Raw genomic sequence first — 21,839 nt, forward strand, 5'->3', positions numbered from 1 at the left:
TTTAGCCTCCCTCAGTGAATTCTTTTATCCCTTCCACCATCTCTTCTTTCGTTAGCCCCAGCTCTGTCATTTGCTTCACAAAGCCTTCCAGTACTTCTCGTGTCAGCCTGTCTTTCAGCTCATCTACGATTTCTGCTTTTTCTGCTATAAACGTTCCTTGACCTCTTCTTGTCTCCACAATACCCAGCCTTTCCATCTCACTGTATGTCCTTTGAATTGTATTGGGATTTACCTTGGTTTGAATCGCCATTTCTCTTACAGAAGGAAGCTTGTCTCCTGGGAGCAGTTCCTTTCTGACCAGCCGATAAAAAATCTGATCAGCGATCTGCAGATAAATCGGTTTCGAGGATTGGAAATGATTGTCCATATTCACACCTCTACTTTACGATCAAGCAGTTTTGAAGCCGCGATGAGCAGCAAGATCGTGATGACAATAGTAATAGGAAACCCAAGCACGGACAGGTGTATCGGTTTTAATTCCAATCTCCAAACGTTGCGGAAGTGGAAATCAAAATTACAATAGACTGTTACAGGCCAGAAATGCTTTTGAGATTCAACTAAAGGGCTTATGATGTATTCATCGAAGAAAAACCACACTGTGACCAACAGCCCCATCGCAGCCCATCGCATTCCGCGCCAGTTCTTAATTGAGTGGAAAACAGTCCAAAACACAACTACAGTCACTGACATATATAACGAGGAAATAAGACCGTACATATTCAGCAATACCGTTGTACTTGTTATATCAACTTGATGCTCCAGCAGATTTTTCAAAGAGAGCATATGATAAATCCAAATACCATAAGCGGTTAATGCCAATTGAATCAGAAATTGATAGAGCAAAGATGCTGCCAATTTAGAAGAAAGCAGCCAGAAGCCGCCATTTGGATTGTACAGCCAAAGCTGTGATTTCCCCTCTTTGTGAAGGTGATAAAACACAAAAACAGGGGATAAGAAAAGCAGAAAAAAAGCAACTGCAACAAAGAAACCAAAAATGACAAGAGGTTCTTGCGTACGAGAAGCTATGATATGACCTGTCATAAATAAGAAAATGATTCCGCATATCCAGGCTAGCAGCCATATTCTTGAAATTTTTATATCTTTCTTTAACAGACCTAAAAAAGAATCCATGTCTTTACCTCCCGGAAGCCTCTTTGGTGTATGAGTAACATAGTACACTAGATCAAATCGCAATACAACATATTCCATGGATTTATTTGATAAAAAATCATAATGCATGCATGAAAACAACAAAAAAAAAGCAAATCCGTCATGAGTAAACGGATTTGCCTTTTTCATTACTTCTTCTTATTTTTCATGGAGAGCAGCGCATCACGATAGCTGCTGTCCTGCATTTTGTCACGTTTCTCAGTGACCTCTTGCTCTGCCTGATCTTCATCAGAATGCTTAAACTTTTGCAGCGCCTGCCTGTAAATATCATCACCCATTGTGTCTCGTTTCTCTTTTGGAGAATCATTTTTCACAACAGGCGTATGCTCAGCAGCCCTTGCTTCAGCTGGGTATTGCGCTTCGTTTTTTTCCTCTTCTGGAGGGGTGATTCTTTCGGTTGCTTCTTGCTTCTCGGGTCCAGGAGAGGCGTTGCGGACATTGAATGTAATAAGAGCCGCAATGACAATGACAGCAGCAATAATTGCTATAATAATGGCCATTTCAACCTCTCCTTACTGTCCTGCTGTTAGGTTTCCTGTAACTTGGGTGACGCGTCTTCCCAGAGCGCGTCCCAACTGAATACCTTCCTCAGACATTAACTCATCACTGTCAACCGGACAAGTGACGCCTGCTCCGTAATAAGAGCCGTACAGTGCGTTTTCAGGCACATTGCCAGGCAGGCCGACAACGATCATGCCTTGATGGAACATCGGCGTGATCAAGTTGTGCATTGTCATTTCCAAGCCGCCGTGAGTTGTTGCCGTTGTGCAGAAAACAGCGCCGACTTTGTTGATCAACTCACCTTCAGCCCATAAGTAGCCAAGTCTGTCGATCCAAGCTTTAAGACCGGAGCTGATTGTTCCGAAATGCCCCGGGCATCCCCAAATAATCGCATCCATATCTTTCAGCTTGCGGATATCTGCTTGATCGACATGGTCGATCAATACCTCAGCCGCCTCGTTTTCTCTCGCGCCTTCAGCAATCGCTTCTGCAAGAACTTTTGTATGTTCACCTTCACTGTCATACACTACATAAATTTTCATTCAGGAAACCTCCTTGTACAGATTAAGATTCCTTCACTTCTTTAGGAGCCGGAAGCAATGAAAGCTCTTCTTTTTTCTTTTTCTCCGCACGTGCTTTATCTCTTCTCACGTCACGCAAGAAAAGACTTAGAATCAAACCGAACACACAGAATATTGTTGCCCACATAAAGGCATCATTAATCCCCATAACGTTTGAATCAAGTGACGCATGTTTGTAAAGATGAGAGTAAACATACGTTTTCGCTGTGTCATAAGACATGTTCATATTCACCATTAAATTAGAAACTGCATTTTGGAATGCATGGAGGAAGTTCGGGTCCGCCGTGCTTGTTTTATCTGCAATTTGTGAATAATGGAACGTCGTACGGTTTGTATAAATCGTCGTAATTAAGCTTGTACCAATTGATCCGCTGATTTGGCGAAGCGTGTTGCTCATCGCCGTACCATGGCTGTTCAGACGGGCAGGAAGCTGGTTCATACCCGCTGTCATAACCGGCATCATTAAGAGTGACATACCGAATGCACGGATTGAGTAGATCAGCATGATGTGTGTATATGGTGTATCAATCGTTAATTGCGTATATTGATATGTTGTCACCACTGTAACGAGAAGCCCGATAATCGCAAGCGGTCTCGGACCGAATTTATCAAACAAAATACCTGAGATCGGTGACATGATCAGCATGACGATCGCACCCGGAAGCAGAAGCAGACCAGATTGAAGCGCCGTAAAGCCGACCAGATTCTGAAGATAAATCGGTAACAGGAACATACCAGTGTACAATGCTACTGTAATAATGATATTAATGACACTTGAAAGTGAGAAAATGTCGTATTTAAACACTCTGAAATCAAGCATCGGATCATCATGACGCAATTGCTGAATAACAAAAGCAACAATTGCAATCACACCTATTACAACTGTAGACAGGACAACCGGGTCAGTCCAGCCGTCAGAACCCGCTTCACTGACTCCGTATAATAAGGAGGCGAATCCGACAATTGAGAGGATCGCTCCAAGTGTATCGAGTTTGATTTTTTGCGGCTCCACCAAATTCTTAAAAATGAAGAAAGCCACGATGATAACAATTGCGCCGACCGGCACAAGTCCGTAAAACATGATGCGCCATGTGTAATGCTCAATAATCCACCCGGAAAGAGTCGGGCCGACCGCCGGAGCAAACATCATTGCAAGTCCGAAAATCCCCATTCCTTTCCCCCTGCTTTCAGGCGGGAAGATTAACAGAATGGTTGTCATAACGAGCGGCTGCAAGATACCTCCGCCCACGGCCTGAATCAAACGGCCGATCAGCATGGTAGAGAAGTTAGGTGCGATACCGCAGACTAACGTACCGAGCGTAAAACAGAACATGGCGACGAGAAAGAGACTCCGTTGGCCAAAACGTGTAATCAGGAAGGCAGATAACGGAATCAATACGCCGTTAACAAGCATGTAACCTGTTGTCAGCCACTGAATCGTCGTTGCACTTACGCCAAATTCAGTCATTAAGTGCGGCATTGCGACGTTAAGCAATGTTTGGTTTAATATTGCCAAAAATAAACCCGCCATTAGCACAATCAGCAATGTCATAGGGCTTTTTGTATTTTTTTCTTTGCCTGTAGCCATCTAAGACAACCTCCTTTCATGGTTTGATGACTGATCTGTTTTACTCAGAAATCTTAACAGATGCATTCATACCAGGAAGCACCTTATCAGATGGGTTTTTGATTGAAATTTTCACAGGAACTTTTTGTGTTACTTTTGTGTAGTTTCCGCTTGAATTTGTAGATGGAAGCATATCAAAAGTTGAGTTAGTCGCATAGCCAATTTCTTCTACAGTACCGTCAAATGTTGTATCAGGATCTCCGTCAACTACTACGTCTACACTATTTCCAACTTCAACATCCGCAATATCTGTTTCTTTAATATTTGCTGTGATGTACAGGTTGTCCATGTCAATTGTTTGCGCAATTGTTGTACCAGCCTGTACGGTTTGTCCGTTTTTTACTTCGTTTTTCACAATTGTTCCATCCATGATGGATTTTACATCAACAGTTTGTTCACCTTTGATTTTTGCAACTGTGTCGCCTTTTTTCACTGTTTTTCCTTCTTCAAGATCCCAGTCGGATACTTTACCTGCTGCTGGAGCTGAGATAGCTGCCATATCGCCGGCTACTTTTGCTTCATCTGTTTTTACGTAGTTTGTGCTTTGATAATAGTAGTAAGCACCTCCGCCTATAATTGCAAGAACAACAATCAAACCGATAATGTTGGTCAGAATTAAACGTCCTCTGTTCATTTTGTTTTCTCCTTTCGTTTCATCCTCTATCATTTTGTGGAAAGCTGGTGAAAATATGTGAGAAGTTTTTAATTACCGCTTTTTTCTGAACAGCCTTTAGCAAGCTTTGTTAAGCTTCCGGCAAGCTTGCGCAAATACTGCAGCTGGGATGTGTCGAGCTTCTGATACAGGCTCGCACCCATTTTTGCATATTCAACAGCGGCTTTTTCTATCAGTTCTTCCCCCTCTTCGGTTAACTGAATCATGACGATACGGCGGTCATCCGGACTGTCATATCGATTCATCAATTGGCGCTTATACAGAATATCTGTCATCCGCGTCACAGAAGCGGGCTTAAGGTCAAGCGACATCGCCAGCTTGCTTAGCGGGGTGCTTCCGCTTTGATGAATTTTAAACATCAGCAAATATTGAAGGACTGTAATATCAAAAGGCTCAAGCACAATCTCCAATATCTTCTTCTGTTTTTTATAGATCGACCGAGACGTATCGAAGAGCTGTTCAAAAGTGAGCAAAGCACGTTCTGATTCAGTCAACTCCTTTTCACCTCATTCCTCAATAATAGTTCACAAGATAAAATATTAATAAATGAAAGAAGATTTGTCAAAGGAAAAATTTCTTTTTCTCCCGTATTTTTTTCGCAACCGTTTTCTTACTTTTATTAAATAAAAAAAAGCCCTGAAACGGGCTTTTTTTACGAAAATTGATGGCTGACGCCAGACTCCTCATTTCTGAAAAAGTTCTTCAGCGCCTGAAAAACATCTGACTTTTGTTTTAAAATATAGTACTTAAATTTCTCGTCTTTCACATTTTTGTATGCAGACATTAGTGTTGAATGCCTGTTGTATTGATTGACCTCGCCGTAGCAGAAAAGATTGGCCTTCTTCATAATATCATTAACCAGTTTCACACACCGCGCGTTATCCGATGTCAGGTTGTCACCGTCAGAAAAATGAAACGGGTAAATATTATAGCGGGCGGGATTGTACTTTTCATCAATCAGCTCAAGCGACTTCCGGTATACGGATGAACAGATGGTTCCGCCGCTTTCTCCCTTTGAGAAGAAGTCCTCTTCCGACACGACTCTTGCTTCCGTATGGTGGGCAATAAATTCAATTTCTACAGTCTCATATTTCGTCCGCAAAAAACGGGTCATCCAGAAAAAGAAGCTTCTGGCCATGTATTTTTCCCAAACACCCATACTGCCGCTTGTATCCATCATTGCTAAGACGACGGCTTTTGACTCGGGCTTTGTTATGTCATTCCATGTCTTATACTTCAAGTCCTCCGGGTAAATCGGATAGAACGACGGCTTCCCTGTCATCGCATTTCGTTTAAAAGCTGACATCATCGTTCTTTTCTTATCAATATTACCGGTTAACCCTGTTTTACGGATATCATTAAACTCTATATCTGTATGAATGATATTGTCTCGCTCTTTTTGCTGGAGGTTCGGAAGCTCTAATTCCTTAAAAAGCGCTTCTTCTAAATCCATTAATGAAACTTCTGCTTCATAATAATCTTCGCCTGCCTGGTCACCGGCGCCCTGCCCTTTTCCGGGTCCCTGTTTTTTGTCTGATCCATCCCGGGCCACAACATCTCCAACCTGGCTGTCGCCGTCTCCTTGCCCTACGTGTTTATTTTTATCATAGTTATAACGAATTTTATACTCATCCAGTGAACGGATTGGGATCTTCACTACATCTTTTCCATTAGACATAATAATGCTTTCCTCAGTCACGAGGTCCGGAAGATTGTTTTTGATCGCTTCCTGCACTTTTTTCTGGTGGCGCTGCTGGTCATCGAAGCCTTTGCGATGGAGGGACCAGTTTTCCTCAGAAATCAAAAAATGGCCGCTGTCATTTTGGGACATGAATTCCCCTCCTTAACCATTTGTGGTCGTGATACATACGTATTCCGGCTTGTGCCAGATTATGAAACAAGTCTTTTGAAAAGATTTATATTCATCATATGCACAAACGTACGGTTAATTGACAAACTATTTAGAAAATGGGACAAAATAACCCGCCCTATTCGGACGGGTCACGTTGCTTATCGGTTCAGCAGGCTGCCGACATATTTCAGCAGCTCATTGGCGCTCGTCGAGTTGTAGCCGTGCTCATCAATTAAACGGGCCACGACTTCATTTACCTTTTTCAGCTGCTGCTCATCCGGTGTTTTTGTTGAAGTCGTAATTTTAACGACATCCTTCAGATCAGCAAACAACTTTTTCTGAATGGCTTCACGCAGTCTTTCATGAGAATTGTAATCAAACCGCTTACCTTTTCTCGCATACGCCGAGATGCGGATTAAGATTTCTTCGCGGAACGCTTTTTTAGCGTTTTCCGAAATGCCGATCTGCTCTTCAATGGATCTCATCAGCTTTTCGTCCGGATTCATTTCTTCTCCTGTCAAAGGATCCCGAAGCTTGTTTTTGTTGCAATAGGCCTCTACGTTGTCGAGGTAATTGTCCATAAGCGTTTTTGCTGATTCTTCATATGAATACACAAACGCTTTTTGAACTTCCTTTTTCGCAATATCGTCATATTCCTTGCGGGCGGCAGAAATAAAATTCAAATACCGCTCCCTGTCCTCGCTTGAAATCGAAGGATGCTGATCAAGACCTTCTTTTAAGGAACGAAGAACATCAAGAGAATTAATCGATTCCATATTTTTTCTGATAATCGTTGAAGAAATCCTGTTGATCACGTACCGCGGATCAATTCCGCTCATGCCTTCATCATTATATTCTTTTTTCATATCCTCAACGTCGACAGAGTTATATCCTTCCACACTTTCCCCATCATACAGTCTCATTTTCTTGACCAGATCAATATCCGACCGCTTTGGTTCTTTTAACCGGGTAAGAATCGAGAACATCGCAGCGACCTTCAACGTATGCGGGGCAATATGAACATCCGCTACATCGCTTTCTGCGATCATTTTTTCATAAATTCTCTCTTCTTCAGACACTTTTAAATTATAAGGAACGGGCATTACAATGATTCTCGAGTGCAGGGCTTCATTCTTCTTATTAGAAATAAATGAGCGATACTCCGTTTCATTCGTGTGAGCCACGATCAGCTCATCAGCAGAAATTAACGCAAATCGCCCCGCTTTAAAATTCCCTTCCTGTGTCAATGAAAGCAAATGCCAGAGGAATTTCTCATCACATTTCAGCATCTCCTGAAACTCCATCATCCCGCGATTCGCTTTATTCAGTTCTCCGTCAAACCGGTAAGCGCGCGGATCTGATTCTGAACCGTACTCCGCAATGGTTGAGAAATCAATACTTCCCGTCAAATCGGCAATATCCTGAGATTTCGGATCAGATGGGCTGAATGTTCCGATTCCCGTACGCTTATCTTCTGAAAAGAAAATGCGCTCAACCTTCACATCCTCAATTCTTCCTCCGTACTCTTCCTCCAGCCTCATCACATTTAAAGGAGAAAGACTTCCTTCTATTCTTATGCCGTACTCTCTGTAAAAGTCATCTCGCAAATGATGGGGGATTAAATGTAGAGGGTCCTCGTGCATCGGGCAGCCTTTAATCGCATATACGGCACCATTATCCGTCAGCGTATACGCTTCGAGACCTTTTTTAAGCATCGTGACCAGCGTGGATTTACCGCCGCTCACAGGTCCCATCAGCAATAAAATCCGTTTTCTGACATCAAGCCGTTTCGCGGCCGGATGAAAATACTCTTCAACAAGACGCTCCAAAGATTCCTCAAGCCCAAACAGCTCGCGGTCAAAAAAGCTGTACTTCTTCCGTCCGTCAATCTCCTCTATCCCGCTGTCTTTTATCATATTAAAAACACGAGAATGAGCAGATTGCGCGACCATTGGATTTTCTTTAATAATCTCCAAATAATCGGCGAATGTTCCTTCCCATTTCAGCCGCTGCTCTTCCTCTCTGTACTGTTCAATTTTCTTTAATATATCCATAAGGACCTCCTCCATCATGATTGATGCGCTATGCAAATAAGGTACTTTGATACAATCTATGCCGCCATCTCGTGATACATGCTTTGGTTTCTTAAAAATAAAGATACTTATACGGCGTTGACAAGGCAGACCGCGACCGTTCATAATAAAGAAAAATACAGAATCATCCAGACTCGGGCAGCACGGAAAAATTGAAGAGGGGGAGAGACGGTGAAAACAATCATCATGATGGGTGTCATTGTCACTTTTTTAGTATCAATTTTTACTGCAGGGTACGAAAGCAAGCCGGGAAAAGAATAAAAAAGGGTGCTCCTCATAAGAGCACCCTTTTTGTATAACAGAACAGTGTTTTACAGTTTTATTTTTTCTTTAACCTTTGAATGATGATCGCATTCGTATTTGTTTTTGTACTCAATTGTTCCGATGCTGCAGCCCGGCCCGATGATCACTTCTTTTCCCCTGACAACTGCCGCCTCGGTATTCTCCAAATAAACCTGATCTCCTTCTATGACATCGGCAATCAGTTTTGTATTCTTCCGTTTAAAAAAGCTCGCGCGTCTTTTCACTGTTATTGTTGTTCCGCCCATTTCCCGCACATAGCTTACATCATGGCTCAATCCAAGCTTAATGTCACCCGCATTCAATAATCCTGACACATCAACGCAGCCTGTGACATGGAACATTTCTGTTTCACAATCGCCTTTGACGCTAAGCTTCCCTTTCATATCGCACGATTCTCCAGTCATATTCCCGCCAATTTCAGTCAGGCCTTTCAGATTGAACCGATCAAATTGAAGTGAACCGCTCACTTTCATTGTGCCGTATACATTGATTCTGCCGGCTGTCAGATCGCCTTTAAACTCACTTTCTCCATACACACGCAGCCGATCAGTCTCTACTTTCCCGAGAAAACATCCTGTTCCGAATATGCGGCAGCCCGCGGCAGACAGCCCTTCACCGACCACACCTTCTCCTTTGATGCTGACATGGTGATATGCGCCTCCTGCAGCGTGACCGGCACCATATAATTTTAAATTTCCCAGTTTTGTTGTCTCCATTACGATCCTCCTCACATCTTCGTGCATGTTTCTACCGATGCGCTCGGATCACAAGTATAGTCCCCGCTGTATTCCACGGTTTCAATCTGGCAATTCGGTCCGATTTTCACTTTATTTCCGCGCACGGTTTTCGCCTTTGTATTTGTCAGTTCAATCACGTCACCTTCGATCAGTTCAGCCGTTAAAACAGGCTGCGGCATCAGTCTGAGCATTGTCAGCATCCCTTTTCTTCCTGTCACTTGAAGATGGCGGCAGCCGATCTCACGTACATAACTTTCACCGGCAGAAAGCTTAATGATTACCTGGTCAGCGTTTAAAAGCCCGCTGACTTTGCATTTCCCTTCCGATTGAAAGGTTTCCGTTTCACAATCCGCTTCCATGACTGCTTTTCCGCTAATGACAATGTCATCAGCCTTGACTGTACTGCCAAATGTTGATGATCCAGCAATCTTCAATTGTTTTGCAGATACCTCTCCCTCAATTAAACCTGTTCCGTTAATTCGAATAGATTCTGCTTCAACGTCTCCATGTATCTTACCTGAACCGCTGATGGTTACCGCTTTCGCTTTGACGCTGCCGTCAGCTTTCCCGGTTCCATTAAAAGAAAAAGTATCACACTCCACGTCCCCGGCGACTGTTCCGCTGCCGTTAATTTCAACTGATTGAAATGTTCCTCCCTTTGAACTTCCTGATCCGTTTATCACCAGCTTTTCCATTACATCCATTGATGGCCCTCCTGCATATATGTTGTTTTTAATTCCTCTGACGCCTTAGCTAAATCTACCCGTTCCACGACCTTAACGGACGATTCAAACAGAATGCTGTCCGCTGCAGCTGCTATAAAACAGGTTGTGACACCGAGCTTCCGCAGCACAATCAGCTCCATCTGTTTCTTGATCTCTTCAGTATCATGCTGCTTTAACACCCCTGCAGCCATTTTCGCTTCTGCCAAGCTGACATTTCCGGACTGCAGCAGCCCTTCAAGCACATACAGCGAAAGCAGATCGCGGGAAGAAAAAACCGAATTCTCACCGCCCTCTGAAAAGACATCAAGAGCAGTCCTTGAAATCAAACCTTTATGAATCAAATCATCAGCGGTCATGCTGACATCCATCATTTTCGGCGACAGCATTTCCCTCATTTCATCCAGTGACAAATTTTCCTTCATCTTTTGAATCATTGAAATGCGTTTTAAAATATCCTCTCTCGGAAAAAACGTCTCTTGCCCTGTAAATGTGGACTTTCGAATAAACCATTCCTCAGGAATTAAGTTTTTCCGCTTCCACCGATACAGCTGACCGTAAGAAATCGATGTTTTTTCAAGTAATTCTTTTTTAGAGATTAATTGTTCTTCCATAAGTCCAGCTCCTTCGATGGATCCATTGTAACATAACACTGTTACGTTGTTAAGCCCAAATACAAAACAAAGCATCTCTAATAACATAAAAAAAAACCGCCCATCATTGATGAGCGGGTTTTTTTCACTATTTTAAATCACGGTAATTTTGCTGGCGCAGCGCTTCATAAACGAGAATCGCCGCGGTGTTGGACAGGTTTAACGATCTAACGTGCTCAGTCATCGGAAGACGCAGGCAGCGGTCCATGTTATTTTGAATTAAATCCTTTGGCAAACCGCTTGTTTCTCTTCCGAACACGAAGAAATAATCCTCGTCAAGATCAGTGTAATCAAACGATGTATGAGGCTGCTGGCCGAATTTCGTGATAAAGAAAAACTGGCCTTTTTGATATTCCTCAAACAATTCTTCTAACGAATCATGATACACAACGTTCACAAACTCCCAATAATCGAGTCCGGCACGCTTCAGCATTTTATCATCCGTTGAAAAGCCGAGCGGACGAATCAGGTGGAGCGTTGTATTGGTTGCTGCACAAGTACGTGCAATATTCCCTGTATTAGCGGGAATTTCTGGTTGATATAAAACGACATGTAATGCCACAATGTTCACCTCTGTTTTTCTTATCCGCCCATCATTATATCATTAATTACTCTTTTGTCGTATCATCAAGAATATGAAAAAAGGCATATCGTATTGACGGCGTGTATGCCGTAGAATCCTCGTATGACCAATATCTCATCCGGCTGTCATAGGACTGGGCATTGACAAGCGGCATATTGCCTTTGTCCTTTGCCACGACAATCGTTGTGTGATTAAACCGGCCGTCACCTTCAAAGTCATAGCAAATCACATCGCCAGGCATCAGCTCTTGCGCTGATTTAACCCGCACTGCACGAAGGCCAGCCTTTGAATTCGCAAAATACATTTTCATAGAGTGAGCCACCGTCCAGCTGTAGCTCCAGGAACTTTGCTTCATCCACCAGCCTGATCCTCTGTTCGGATGGCCGCGCATCGGTGCGCCTCCAGCATGGAGACACTGAGAAATAAAATTCGTGCAGTTATCGCTGAAATTTTTATAAGCCGGGTTGCGCTTGTTCCAAAATTTCTCGGCATATTGCACAGCGCCGAGGCGATCGTATTGAAAGGCTCTGCCAAACGCTTCCCTCTCCTCTTGAGAATAGTCAATAATACTGGTGCCTTCATGAAATCCAGCCGGTGTTTTCGCAATTTCCTGATCACTAATCAAAATGTGATCATAAAGAAAAGCGATCCGCTCCTCTATCTGCTCTTCCATATACAAGCTGTCGTCCTGCTCCTTATACACGTATTCGTAATGGATGGTATACGTAAGGCAGGTCGTTCCGTCATCCTCAACCCGTACATGATCAATGACGGCCTTTGCTTTCGCTTTTATAATGTCAACTTTACGTTTTTCCAGAAGCTTCTTCTTTCGCTCCATGACTTCAAGGTCTCCGACTTCAGACTCCTGTCTCATAGCATGCCCGTTAACCAGATAGCTCAGCCGCTCCTCCGCTAATTGTTCTAAAATGTGCTTCAAGCTCACCCCACCCGCCATACTTTTTTATAGAGAAAAAACACTTGGATGCATCTCAAGTGTTTTTTCCTTCTTCTCTATACGTATGTCAGGACAGGCCTTGTTTAGTCATGCCTGAAGCTTTTAGCAAATCAATTCCTTTTTCAATTTCCAGCTTTGCCTCTTCATCCTTCTCTTTTTCCAGCGCTTTTTCAAGCTCTTCCGCGTATGCGGGGTCTCCGATTTTCCCGATTGCCCATGCAGCTGTTCCCCTGATGACAGGACGCGGGTCCTTATGCATCAGTTCTGCCAATTCAGGCAGTGCGGAAGCATCCTTAAAGTGGGCAAGGGCGAGAATGGCGTTTCGCTGAATCGGTTTCTTCCCGCGCCAAGAACCTGAGACATGCCCGAATTTCTCCTTAAATTCACGGTTGCTGATGGTCAAGAGCGGCTTCAATAACGGTTTGGCTATCTCAGGGTCAGGCTCCATTTCCGGATGAAGATGAAAATCCTTCCCTTTATTAAGAGGACACACCGTTTGGCACGTATCGCATCCGTACAGACGGTTTCCGATCTTTGTCCGGAATTCATCAGGCAAAAATCCTTTCGTCTGGGTCAGAAAAGAGATGCAGCGCTGCGCATTAAGCTGTCCCGGATTTACAAGCGCTCCCGTCGGGCAGGCGTCCAGACATTTCGTGCAAGAGCCGCACATATCTTCAATCGGCACATCAGGCTCAAAAGGTATATTCGTAATCATTTCTGCCAAATACACATAAGAGCCGTACTCAGGCGTTGTAATCATACAGTTTTTCGCACTGAATCCGATGCCGGCCCGTTCTGCAACCGCCCGATCAGACAATTCACCTGTATCAACCATTGACTTTGTTCTGATATCCTCATGCTTGCTTCTCAGAAATTCCTCCAGCAGATCGAGCTTTTCCCTCAGCACATCGTGATAGTCTTTGCCCCAGGAGGCTCTGCAAAAAATGCCCCTGCGCTCCGTTCTCGTGCTTCTCGGCGCATCCTTCATTCTGGAAGGATATGCGAGTGCAATCGCGACGATTGATTTCGCTTTCGGCAAAAGCAGCGTCGGCGTCACCCTTTTCTCAATATCGGGCTCTTCAAAGCCGGAAAGATAGCCGAGTGATTCTTGTAGAATCAAACGGTCTTTTAAACTGTCAAAAGTATCAGCGGTCGTAAAACCAATCTTGTCCACACCAATGCTTTTCGCGTATTCAATTAATTCTTCTTTGAGCTGATAAACGTTCATGTTTTGCACAGCCTCCTTTCTTTGTGATAAAACAATACAGGGTTTATAATAGGTTGATATCCCGTAACTGGAGTGAATGCTTGTGAATATCAAACTTGATTCTGTTATTACTGAACGTGCGGCCGGCTTACAAGCGGCGGCTGTGATTTATAAGAATATCGAAGTCGGTTCCTCTCCGCAAATGCTGAAAGGCAGGCTTCGCCTATTTCAAGAATCCCTGTTTTTCGACTATGCGGACGGCGGAATATCCGATGAATCCTTCGCCAAGGAATGGCAGGAACTTTTTAAACAGCTTAACCCTTCATTTGAGGGAGAAACAACCCCAATGGAGGACATGCTGATCCCGATATCCAAAGAACAGTTCATGGAAAGCAAGGATTCAGCACATGACACCATCGATTTTTTTTCATTAAAATATTCTCTGCCCATTATGATTTATGATGCCTGCAAGCTTCATGAGCCAGTCCGCATCTCATTGGGTGAAAAAGAAAACATACTGCTTTACTCTGATCAAAACGGCATATTTGGCGATTTTAAAAACAGCGTCAATCGCTACCCCGTTATAGATGAGACCAAGAGCATGCTGCAAATCATCTTTTTCCCGCCATCGATTGAAAAAAACAGTGCTGTAAAACTCTTATCATCATTAACGAAAATGTTCGAACAAATTCACGGCGGCTCCCATACAGTACATTGGCTTACGTAAAAGAACACGAATAACGTGTTCTTTTTTACATAAAAAAACGCAATACTTCGTTTATCTGAGAAACGAAACACTGCGTTAATAACGTATGTATGGAGCGGGTGATGAGAATCGAACTCACGACATCAGCTTGGAAGGCTGAGGTTTTACCACTAAACTACACCCGCATTTATGGTTGTCAGCAACAGTACCGCTCTGACTTTTCTTATGTTACACGTTTATTGATTTTTCGTCAAGGGAATATGAAAATTTTGTCGAAAAAAAGTTTTATTTTTGTAAAGATGTTAAGTTTCATTTACATAATGTTAAGCATACTATACAATATATTCAATCGAGAATGTGAAGGGGACAGACGTCATGATGAAAAATAAAGTAAAAGAGCTGAGGGCACGTTTCGGCTTTTCTCAAGAAAAACTTGGGGAAACGGTCGGCGTCACAAGACAGACTGTGGCAGCTATCGAAAAAGGCGATTATGTTCCCTCACTGCTATTAGCACTGAAAATCTGCAAAGCCTTCTCCAAGAAAATGGAGGATGTCTTTTGGTTAGAGGAGGAAAACTAAGATGAGCATGAAAACAAAAGCAGCTTTTCAACTTGTTCTATTTGGCCTTGCATGCTGGACGCTGATTTCGTACTTTGAAGCTTCAGAAGGCATTGCATCCTTTTTCCGCACAAAGAGCGGCGAGATGGTGTTTGAATTAAACCTCACCCCCTTTATTCTGTTTGTTGCGGTGTCTGCGGTTTATTTGTACTTACAAAAGAAAAGCCGCCCTGCTGCAAAAAAGCTTCTTCTGCCTGATGAATTTGAAGAGCAGGACGAAAGAGAGAAGATGATGACGGCAAAAGCATGCCGCGCGTCATATATCGCCGTCTACTTCTCGCTTCCTGTCGCAGCGGTTCTTCTCATTTTTTATCCGCTTTTTCAATCGCGTATTCCGTTTTTCCCTATTATTATTGTGTTTATCATCATGATCATACAGCATCTATCCTACGTCATTTCTTTCAAGAAAAACGAAAAAAACTCCGGCGCGCTGTAATCGGCCGGAGTTTTTTCTTACCAGCTTGCTTTTTTCACACCGGGAATCTGGCCTTTATGGGCCAGCTCCCTGAAAGCGATTCTGGACAATTTAAACTTCCTCATATATCCTCTCGGGCGCCCCGTTACCATGCAGCGATTGTGGAGTCTTCCCGGTGCTGAATCTCTCGGCAACTTGCTGAGTGCCTCGTAATCTCCTTTTTCTTTTAGCTCGCGTCTAATTGCAGCGTATTGTTCAACAAGCTGCTGGCGTTTTAACTCTTTTGCCACTTTTGATTTTTTAGCCAAGATATAGCCTCCTTTTCAAATCGAAACAATTACGATTTGAAATGTATCACGCACAATAAAAAAAAGCAAGCATACCGATTTGTAAAACAGACGGCTGAAAGCCGCCCGTTTCTAGTGATGCAATTCCACATCATACAGTAACGCATCTTGATGCTTTCAAAATAAACAAATTGTAATGTATCGGGTTTTTCCTCAGAATAATCTGCACTTACCGGACCAATCCTCTCAACTAGCTTCCCCTTTTGATAATGTTCGATGTACATGCGGCTGAAGAAATACCTTCACTGATATTGACGGCTTCGGCAATGAATGACTGTGAAGCTGCAGCATCCATTCAAGCTCTGAGATGTCCGCCGCTTTGACTCCATCTGCTTTGAATGTCTGCATGCTTACAGCATAGCTAACAGGTAAATGCCTGATGCGCTTATCAATGTGTTCAGAAAAACAGCCCCCTTTTTGAATACCATGTTCGGGGGCTGTATTTTACTTAAACTGACGCATTTTTCTCTTTGACAAAATAAGTGTTCCCGACCGCTTCTCCCCTTTTGTTCTGAAGCTTTCTCGTCCGCTCATTTTCAAATGGCAAAAGCGGAAACACGAGCTCTGCAAAATAATACGCTTCTTCTAAATGAGGATAGCCTGAGAAAATAAACGATTCTATACCGAGTGCCTGGTACTCCGCTATCCTGTCGGCAATAGTCTGCGGATCACCGACAAGAGCTGTTCCTGCCCCGCCTCTGACTAGGCCGATACCTGCCCACAGATTCGGGCTGATTTCAAGCTTCGTCCGATCGCCTTGGTGAAGGACGGCCATCCGCCGCTGGCCTGAAGAATCGTATCGGCTCAAAGCTGCCTGCGCTTTGGCGATGGTGTCATCATCCAAGTGGCTGATCAAGCGTTCGGCCGCTTCCCACGCCTCTTGTTCGGTTTCACGGGCAATGACATGCAGCCTGATGCCAAATCGAACGGATCTCCCCTCTTTTTCAGCTTGCTTTTTGACCCTCTCAATCTTTTCTTTTACTAGTTCAGGCGGCTCGCCCCACGTTAAATACACGTCTGTATGCTTTGCGGCTGCCTCAATCCCCGCCTGTGACGACCCTCCGAAATAGATAGGCGGATGCGGCGCTTGCTGCGGCGGAAAGAGCAGATTGCTGTTTTCCACTTTTATATGCTTACCTTCATAGGAAACCGTTTCTCCCTGCAAAAGTCTCCGCCAAACGGTTAAAAATTCGTCTGTCGCTTCATAGCGTTCATCATGGCTGATAAACAGGCCATCTCCAGCCAACTCGTACGGATCGCCTCCTGCCACAACATTGATCAGCAGCCGGCCTTCTGAAATGCGGTCTAAGGTGGATGTCATTCTGGCTGCTAGAGAAGGCTGCATTAAACCGGGTCTTACCGCGACTAAAAACTTTAAGTCCTTTGTTTCTCCTGCCAGCGCCGATGCTGTAAGCCACGGGTCCTCGCACGATCTTCCCGTCGGCAGAAGAACACCCGTATACCCCAGCCTGTCAGCCGCCTGCGCGACTTGTTTAAAGTAAAGATGATCCGCAGTCCGTCCATCGCTTTCAGACCCTAAATATCTCGCGTCTCCATGAGTCGGTATAAACCAAAGAATTTCCATATCCATCTCCCCTTCACGTATATTACCCTTCATAACTGTTTCTCCATTTTAATAGTTTTCGTTCAAGCAGCCTGACAAAGGAATCCGTCAGCTTTCCAACCACCGCAAAGATGATAATCCCGGCAAAGACTTTATTTGTTTGTGAAAACTGTCTAGCATCCATGATCATGTAGCCGACTCCTGAGCTGGAGCCCATCAGCTCTGCTACAACAAGTCCGAGCCATGCAATGCCGAGCGATAAGCGAATGCCGAGCAATATATTCGGCAGAGATGCAGGCAATATCACTTTGGAAATCTGCTGATGCCATTTAAATTCAAGCACCCGGGCGACTTCAAACAGCTTCGCGTCAACGCCGCGGATGCCGTTAAATGTATTAATATAGACAGGAAAGAAGGCGCCAAGCGCAATCAGCAATATTTTAGATACTTCATCAAAACCGAACCATAAAATAAACAGCGGCGTAACCGCCAGATGCGGAACGGTTCTAAGCATTTGCAATGACGGATCAAGATACAGCTCCGTCCGTTTGGAGAATCCGGCCAAAATCCCGATGATCAAGCCAAGCCCTGCGCCAAGCAAAAAACCAAGCGCCGCCCGATAGATACTGATTTGCAGATGGCCGAACAGCTCACCGGAAAAAACAAGCTCTTTAAACGTCAGGACGATCGTAACGGGCGTAGGCAGCACTGTAGCGGACACAACACCAAGGCCGCCGATGATCTGCCAGATGGCAATGATGACAACGGGCAGCAAAAGCCCCTTCATCCAGCCGTATTTCATGCTTCGGGGCTTTTTTTGCACCACCTCCGCATTCGTTTTGGGCAGCGAACCTGCAGCCTCTGCTTTCATCATTGATCACCTCCGGAGGAATTTTCCTTTAACGCTTTTTTAATAAATGTGTTATCCACAACCTCTTTCACGTCGATCTTCATGTCTATCGCCTTTGTTTGATATTGAAAATCTGCTGTCTCCTGCTGCGCTTTCACAATGTCGTCACTGATAACCTCATTCAGAGGCTCAGTATTTTTCAGCACATTTTTGACGACCTTTTTATCGAGATCTTTAATGTTTGCATACAAGTCCGCGGCTTCATCCGGATGTTCCTTTTGCCACACAACAGCCTTATTAAACACCTTCAGAAAACGGACCACTTCGTCTGGATGTTCCTCTGAAAACTTTGTTCTTACTAGAGTAAATCCGGGTGAATATAAATCTGTGCTTTCCCCGTTCACAAGGATTTTTGCTCCATGCTTGATTGTTTCTAAAGACAAGTACGGCTCCCAGATGGACCAGGCATCAACAGATCCGTTTTCAAATGCGGAGGCTGCTTCATCAGGCTGAAGCTGAATGATCGTCACATCATTAGCTGACAAACCCACTTGATCAAGCGCTTTATACAGAAAATCAAAACCGCTGCTGCCTTTGGCGACTGCAATTTTCTTTCCCTTTAAGTCCTTGACGTCCTGAATGCCGCTGTTTTGATTCACAAGGATGCCGTTCGCCTTCAACCCATCCTGGGATAAACCGATTTCTTTAAAATCAATGCCTGCCGCCTGTCCTGAGATCACAGGCGAATTGCCGACCTGAGAAAAATCAAGTTTGTCTGCCGCAAGGCCTTCAAATTGGGGCGGACCGCTTTGAAACTCCACCCACTTCACTTTGATGCCTTCTTTTTCAAATGCATCCTCAAACCAGCCTTTCTCCTTCGCAATCAAAAGCGGGCTTAAGCTTTGCTGAATACCAATTCGAATTTCTTTCAATGGTTTGTTGTCACCGCTGGCTCCATTTGCTTCACAGCCTGCCAGCAGAAAAAAAACGGTAACCAATACAATGAGTCCTTTTTTCATTTCTGCTTCCGCCCTTTCTATATCCCTGATCCCTCAGCGTACTCTAGATCTTCTGTTTTCTCGAATTCCGACAGCACTTTCTGTCTGATCGCTTGGAAATCCGGTGTCGTCCGGTTTCGCGGATACGCCAGATGAATGGGCATCAACTTATGGATGTTCCCCGGTTTGGCCTTAAGGATCGCAAGCTCATTTCCTAAATAAACAGATTCATCTATATCATGAGTGACGAGAATCATCGTTGTTTTTTTCCTCCGCCATATATCCAGCAGCACGTCCTGCAGGTGTTTTCTTGTAAAAGCGTCGAGTGCACCAAACGGTTCATCTAAAAGCAGCACCTCAGGCTCCCGCAGAAGAGCCCGTGCGATGGCCACTCTTTGTGACATACCGCCTGACAGCTCACGAGGATATGCTTTCTCCGATCCTTTCAATCTGACAATCTCGATCAGTTCATCCACCTTCTGTTTGACTTTTGGATCTTTCAAGTTCAAATCAGCGGCAATATTCTGCTCAACCGTCAGCCATGGAAAGAGGCGGTGCTCCTGAAAAATAAATCCTTGCTGAATACCCGGAGCTGTTACGCTGCGTCCGTTAATTTCAACACTCCCGTCATAATCAGAATCAAGTCCTGCAATAATCTTTAACAGAGTGCTTTTTCCGCACCCGCTCGGTCCGATGACCGTTAGAAATTCACCTGGTGCGATTGATAATTGAATGTTCTCCAAGACCGTTGTTTTGCGGCCCTCTTGAACAAATGCCTTTTCTTTGATGCTGATGGTCACAGCCACTTTTATCCCTCTCTTTCTGCCAACCCCGCCTTCTAAAAAAACAAAAAGGCCCCCATCTCTGTTCTTTATAGAGATGAGAGCCTTCGGCGGTCCGATCAGCTGCCCAATTGTTTTTTTGTTTGAATATCATGTTAATTCAAATTATTCCGATATGTCAACTATTTTTTAAACGAGATTTTTGTCAGCCTTGTTTATCACTTACTCTGCTTGTTTCGCAAATAGAGAGGAAAAAATCATTTCTTGAAAAATATTTTTTCTCTCCTTTAAGCTGTTATAACAAGGGTTTATCAACACTTTTAATACTAGGTATCGCTTAATATAGATAACTATTTTATAATAATTATAAAATAATATTGACTTTTTACTTAGAGATGATATTATGTTTTTATAAATTCCAAGAGGTGATCACATGAGTTCAAATAAACTGACAACTAGCTGGGGCGCCCCGGTTGGAGATAATCAAAATTCGATGACAGCCGGTTCTCGCGGACCAACTTTAATCCAAGATGTACATTTACTCGAAAAATTGGCCCATTTCAACAGAGAACGTGTTCCCGAACGTGTCGTTCACGCCAAGGGAGCAGGCGCACATGGATATTTTGAAGTGACAAACGATGTAACAAAATACACGAAAGCCGCTTTCCTTTCTGAAGTCGGCAAACGCACACCACTGTTCATCCGTTTCTCAACAGTTGCCGGTGAACTTGGCTCGGCTGATACAGTTCGCGACCCACGCGGATTTGCTGTTAAATTTTATACTGAAGAAGGAAACTACGACATCGTCGGTAACAATACACCGGTATTTTTCATCCGCGATGCGATTAAGTTCCCTGATTTCATCCATACACAAAAAAGAGATCCAAAAACACACTTGAAAAATCCTACAGCTGTATGGGATTTCTGGTCACTTTCACCAGAGTCATTACACCAAGTAACAATCCTGATGTCTGACCGCGGAATCCCTGCAACACTTCGCCACATGCACGGCTTCGGGAGCCATACATTCAAATGGACAAATGCTGAAGGTGAAGGCGTATGGATTAAATATCACTTTAAAACAGAACAAGGCGTGAAAAACCTTGATGTCAATACGGCGGCTAAAATTGCCGGTGAAAACCCTGATTACCATACAGAAGATCTATTCAACGCGATCGAAAATGGTGACTTCCCTGCATGGAAACTATATGTGCAAATCATGCCTTTAGAAGATGCAAATACGTATCGCTTCGATCCGTTTGATGTTACAAAGGTTTGGTCTCAAAAAGACTATCCGTTAATCGAGGTCGGACGCATGGTTCTAGACAGAAATCCGGAAAACTACTTTGCAGAAGTGGAACAAGCGACATTCTCACCTGGAACACTCGTGCCTGGTATTGATGTTTCTCCGGATAAAATGCTTCAAGGCCGACTGTTTGCTTATCATGATGCACACCGCTACCGTGTCGGTGCAAACCATCAAGCGCTGCCAATCAACCGCGCACGCAACGAAGTGAACAATTATCAGCGTGACGGACAAATGCGCTTTGACAATAACGGCGGCGGATCTGTTTATTATGAGCCTAATAGCTTCGGCGGTCCGAAAGAGTCACCTGAGGATAAACAAGCTGCATATCCGGTACAAGGAATCGCTGACAGCGTAAGCTACGATCACAATGACCACTACACACAAGCCGGTGATCTCTATCGTTTAATGAGCGAGGATGAGCGTGCCCGCCTTGTTGAAAATATCGTTAACGCCATGAAGCCGGTAGAAAAAGAAGAAATCAAACTTCGCCAAATCGAGCATTTCTACAAAGCGGATCCTGAATACGGAAAACGCGTGGCAGAAGGCCTTGGATTGCCAATTAAAAAAGATGCTTAATAAAAATGCAAAAACCC

24 protein-coding genes, 1 tRNA gene and 1 pseudogene are annotated in these 21,839 nt (G+C 44.0%); 4 read left to right on the plus strand and 22 right to left on the minus strand.

Going from position 1 to position 21,839, the window contains the following annotated elements:
- Position 1 precedes the first annotated feature (1 nt).
- The 15 genes from BSI_RS07960 to queG form a co-directional block, all read right to left on the minus strand.
- Positions 2-367 carry a GntR family transcriptional regulator gene (locus BSI_RS07960; protein WP_003239614.1) on the minus strand — a complete coding sequence of 122 codons (366 nt, stop codon included), beginning with the start codon at positions 365-367 and terminating at the stop codon, positions 2-4.
- 2 nt (positions 368-369) lie between these two features.
- Positions 370-1,131 (minus strand): hypothetical protein, encoded by a 762-nt coding sequence (locus tag BSI_RS07955; protein WP_032732183.1) that lies wholly within the window; start codon positions 1,129-1,131, stop codon positions 370-372.
- A 167-nt stretch (positions 1,132-1,298) separates the two neighbouring features.
- Positions 1,299-1,670, minus strand: coding sequence for a hypothetical protein (locus BSI_RS07950; protein ID WP_003239618.1), 372 nt, complete (start codon positions 1,668-1,670; stop codon positions 1,299-1,301).
- Between the two features lie 12 nt (positions 1,671-1,682).
- Entirely contained in the window at positions 1,683-2,213 is a 531-nt protein-coding gene (locus BSI_RS07945; protein WP_003239619.1) for an NAD(P)H-dependent oxidoreductase, read from the minus strand.
- Between the two features lie 22 nt (positions 2,214-2,235).
- Positions 2,236-3,840, minus strand: coding sequence for an MFS transporter (locus BSI_RS07940; protein ID WP_003239620.1), 1,605 nt, complete (start codon positions 3,838-3,840; stop codon positions 2,236-2,238).
- 40 nt (positions 3,841-3,880) lie between these two features.
- The gene (locus BSI_RS07935; protein WP_003239622.1) at positions 3,881-4,546 is read right to left on the minus strand and encodes a biotin/lipoyl-containing protein; all 666 of its coding nucleotides are present in this window, start codon (positions 4,544-4,546) and stop codon (positions 3,881-3,883) included.
- 35 nt (positions 4,547-4,581) lie between these two features.
- The gene (locus BSI_RS07930) at positions 4,582-5,046 is read right to left on the minus strand and encodes a MarR family transcriptional regulator (protein ID WP_003239623.1); all 465 of its coding nucleotides are present in this window, start codon (positions 5,044-5,046) and stop codon (positions 4,582-4,584) included.
- A gap of 158 nt (positions 5,047-5,204) precedes the next feature.
- Positions 5,205-6,383: a sporulation protein YhbH gene (gene yhbH, locus BSI_RS07920; protein ID WP_003239625.1), complete on the minus strand. Its 1,179-nt coding sequence runs from the start codon at positions 6,381-6,383 to the stop codon at positions 5,205-5,207.
- Positions 6,384-6,562: 179 nt separating this feature from the next.
- Positions 6,563-8,458: an ATP-dependent protease PrkA gene (gene prkA, locus BSI_RS07915; RefSeq protein ID WP_003239626.1), complete on the minus strand. Its 1,896-nt coding sequence runs from the start codon at positions 8,456-8,458 to the stop codon at positions 6,563-6,565.
- Positions 8,459-8,808: 350 nt separating this feature from the next.
- Positions 8,809-9,516, minus strand: coding sequence for a polymer-forming cytoskeletal protein (locus BSI_RS07910; protein ID WP_003239628.1), 708 nt, complete (start codon positions 9,514-9,516; stop codon positions 8,809-8,811).
- A gap of 11 nt (positions 9,517-9,527) precedes the next feature.
- Positions 9,528-10,241 carry a bactofilin family protein gene (locus tag BSI_RS07905; protein WP_003239629.1) on the minus strand — a complete coding sequence of 238 codons (714 nt, stop codon included), beginning with the start codon at positions 10,239-10,241 and terminating at the stop codon, positions 9,528-9,530.
- Positions 10,232-10,873: a YhbD family protein gene (locus tag BSI_RS07900; protein WP_003239630.1), complete on the minus strand. Its 642-nt coding sequence runs from the start codon at positions 10,871-10,873 to the stop codon at positions 10,232-10,234. Before BSI_RS07900 ends, BSI_RS07905 begins: the two co-directional genes overlap by 10 nt.
- Positions 10,874-11,000: 127 nt before the next feature.
- Positions 11,001-11,483 carry a tRNA (uridine(34)/cytosine(34)/5-carboxymethylaminomethyluridine(34)-2'-O)-methyltransferase TrmL gene (gene trmL, locus BSI_RS07895; RefSeq protein WP_072183318.1) on the minus strand — a complete coding sequence of 161 codons (483 nt, stop codon included), beginning with the start codon at positions 11,481-11,483 and terminating at the stop codon, positions 11,001-11,003.
- A 37-nt stretch (positions 11,484-11,520) separates the two neighbouring features.
- Positions 11,521-12,450 carry an amidase domain-containing protein gene (locus BSI_RS07890; RefSeq protein ID WP_080030846.1) on the minus strand — a complete coding sequence of 310 codons (930 nt, stop codon included), beginning with the start codon at positions 12,448-12,450 and terminating at the stop codon, positions 11,521-11,523.
- Positions 12,451-12,517: 67 nt separating this feature from the next.
- Entirely contained in the window at positions 12,518-13,678 is a 1,161-nt protein-coding gene (gene queG, locus BSI_RS07885) for a tRNA epoxyqueuosine(34) reductase QueG (RefSeq protein ID WP_003239634.1), read from the minus strand.
- Between the two features lie 82 nt (positions 13,679-13,760).
- Here queG and BSI_RS07880 point away from each other — a divergent pair, with 82 nt between their 5' ends.
- On the plus strand, positions 13,761-14,384 hold the full coding sequence (locus BSI_RS07880) for a B3/B4 domain-containing protein (protein ID WP_032732161.1): 624 nt from the start codon (positions 13,761-13,763) through the stop codon (positions 14,382-14,384).
- Positions 14,385-14,474: 90 nt separating this feature from the next.
- On the opposite strand, the gene BSI_RS07875 is transcribed toward BSI_RS07880, so the two are convergent.
- Positions 14,475-14,548, minus strand: a tRNA-Gly gene (locus tag BSI_RS07875).
- A 193-nt stretch (positions 14,549-14,741) separates the two neighbouring features.
- On the opposite strand from BSI_RS07875, the gene BSI_RS07870 reads away from it, so the two are divergent.
- Positions 14,742-14,942, plus strand: a complete 201-nt coding sequence (locus BSI_RS07870) for a helix-turn-helix transcriptional regulator (protein WP_032732185.1) — start codon at positions 14,742-14,744, stop codon at positions 14,940-14,942.
- Position 14,943: 1 nt separating this feature from the next.
- A complete protein-coding gene (locus tag BSI_RS07865) occupies positions 14,944-15,417 on the plus strand; it encodes a hypothetical protein (RefSeq protein ID WP_003239637.1) in 474 nt (157 codons plus the stop codon).
- Positions 15,418-15,434: 17 nt separating this feature from the next.
- Here the strand turns inward: BSI_RS07865 and rpsN are convergent, their stop codons facing one another.
- The 6 genes and pseudogenes from rpsN to BSI_RS07840 all read right to left on the minus strand — a co-directional run bounded on the left by rpsN (position 15,435) and on the right by BSI_RS07840 (position 19,961).
- Complete coding sequence (rpsN, locus tag BSI_RS07860; RefSeq protein ID WP_003239638.1) at positions 15,435-15,704, minus strand: 30S ribosomal protein S14; 270 nt, start codon at positions 15,702-15,704, stop codon at positions 15,435-15,437.
- 152 nt (positions 15,705-15,856) lie between these two features.
- Positions 15,857-16,135: pseudogene (locus tag BSI_RS0121310) on the minus strand (YgaN family protein); the annotation flags it as partial.
- Positions 16,136-16,191: 56 nt separating this feature from the next.
- Positions 16,192-17,328, minus strand: a complete 1,137-nt coding sequence (ssuD, locus tag BSI_RS07855) for an FMNH2-dependent alkanesulfonate monooxygenase (protein WP_003239640.1) — start codon at positions 17,326-17,328, stop codon at positions 16,192-16,194.
- A 22-nt stretch (positions 17,329-17,350) separates the two neighbouring features.
- Positions 17,351-18,181 carry an ABC transporter permease gene (locus BSI_RS07850; RefSeq protein ID WP_003239641.1) on the minus strand — a complete coding sequence of 277 codons (831 nt, stop codon included), beginning with the start codon at positions 18,179-18,181 and terminating at the stop codon, positions 17,351-17,353.
- A complete protein-coding gene (locus BSI_RS07845) occupies positions 18,178-19,176 on the minus strand; it encodes an aliphatic sulfonate ABC transporter substrate-binding protein (RefSeq protein ID WP_003239642.1) in 999 nt (332 codons plus the stop codon). The genes BSI_RS07850 and BSI_RS07845 overlap by 4 nt, the downstream gene beginning before the upstream one ends.
- A 17-nt stretch (positions 19,177-19,193) precedes the next feature.
- Positions 19,194-19,961, minus strand: a complete 768-nt coding sequence (locus BSI_RS07840) for an ABC transporter ATP-binding protein (protein WP_003239643.1) — start codon at positions 19,959-19,961, stop codon at positions 19,194-19,196.
- A 409-nt stretch (positions 19,962-20,370) separates the two neighbouring features.
- Between BSI_RS07840 and katA the strand changes: the two genes are divergently transcribed.
- The gene (gene katA, locus BSI_RS07835) at positions 20,371-21,822 is read left to right on the plus strand and encodes a catalase KatA (protein ID WP_003239645.1); all 1,452 of its coding nucleotides are present in this window, start codon (positions 20,371-20,373) and stop codon (positions 21,820-21,822) included.
- Positions 21,823-21,839 lie beyond the last annotated feature (17 nt).

The organism is Bacillus inaquosorum KCTC 13429 (genome assembly GCF_000332645.1).
Taxonomy (GTDB): domain Bacteria; phylum Bacillota; class Bacilli; order Bacillales; family Bacillaceae; genus Bacillus; species Bacillus inaquosorum.

Coding starts and splice junctions, on each gene's coding strand:
- BSI_RS07960 (WP_003239614.1), bottom strand. CDS start 367: ATGGACAATCATTTCCAATCCTCGAAACCGATTTATCTGCAGATCGCT.
- BSI_RS07955 (WP_032732183.1), bottom strand. CDS start 1,131: ATGGATTCTTTTTTAGGTCTGTTAAAGAAAGATATAAAAATTTCAAGA.
- BSI_RS07950 (WP_003239618.1), bottom strand. CDS start 1,670: ATGGCCATTATTATAGCAATTATTGCTGCTGTCATTGTCATTGCGGCT.
- BSI_RS07945 (WP_003239619.1), bottom strand. CDS start 2,213: ATGAAAATTTATGTAGTGTATGACAGTGAAGGTGAACATACAAAAGTT.
- BSI_RS07940 (WP_003239620.1), bottom strand. CDS start 3,840: ATGGCTACAGGCAAAGAAAAAAATACAAAAAGCCCTATGACATTGCTG.
- BSI_RS07935 (WP_003239622.1), bottom strand. CDS start 4,546: ATGATAGAGGATGAAACGAAAGGAGAAAACAAAATGAACAGAGGACGT.
- yhbH (WP_003239625.1), bottom strand. CDS start 6,383: ATGTCCCAAAATGACAGCGGCCATTTTTTGATTTCTGAGGAAAACTGG.
- prkA (WP_003239626.1), bottom strand. CDS start 8,458: ATGGATATATTAAAGAAAATTGAACAGTACAGAGAGGAAGAGCAGCGG.
- BSI_RS07910 (WP_003239628.1), bottom strand. CDS start 9,516: ATGGAGACAACAAAACTGGGAAATTTAAAATTATATGGTGCCGGTCAC.
- BSI_RS07905 (WP_003239629.1), bottom strand. CDS start 10,241: ATGGATGTAATGGAAAAGCTGGTGATAAACGGATCAGGAAGTTCAAAG.
- BSI_RS07900 (WP_003239630.1), bottom strand. CDS start 10,873: ATGGAAGAACAATTAATCTCTAAAAAAGAATTACTTGAAAAAACATCG.
- BSI_RS07890 (WP_080030846.1), bottom strand. CDS start 12,450: ATGGCGGGTGGGGTGAGCTTGAAGCACATTTTAGAACAATTAGCGGAG.
- queG (WP_003239634.1), bottom strand. CDS start 13,678: ATGAACGTTTATCAGCTCAAAGAAGAATTAATTGAATACGCGAAAAGC.
- BSI_RS07870 (WP_032732185.1), top strand. CDS start 14,742: ATGAAAAATAAAGTAAAAGAGCTGAGGGCACGTTTCGGCTTTTCTCAA.
- BSI_RS07865 (WP_003239637.1), top strand. CDS start 14,944: ATGAGCATGAAAACAAAAGCAGCTTTTCAACTTGTTCTATTTGGCCTT.
- ssuD (WP_003239640.1), bottom strand. CDS start 17,328: ATGGAAATTCTTTGGTTTATACCGACTCATGGAGACGCGAGATATTTA.
- BSI_RS07850 (WP_003239641.1), bottom strand. CDS start 18,181: ATGATGAAAGCAGAGGCTGCAGGTTCGCTGCCCAAAACGAATGCGGAG.
- BSI_RS07845 (WP_003239642.1), bottom strand. CDS start 19,176: ATGAAAAAAGGACTCATTGTATTGGTTACCGTTTTTTTTCTGCTGGCA.
- katA (WP_003239645.1), top strand. CDS start 20,371: ATGAGTTCAAATAAACTGACAACTAGCTGGGGCGCCCCGGTTGGAGAT.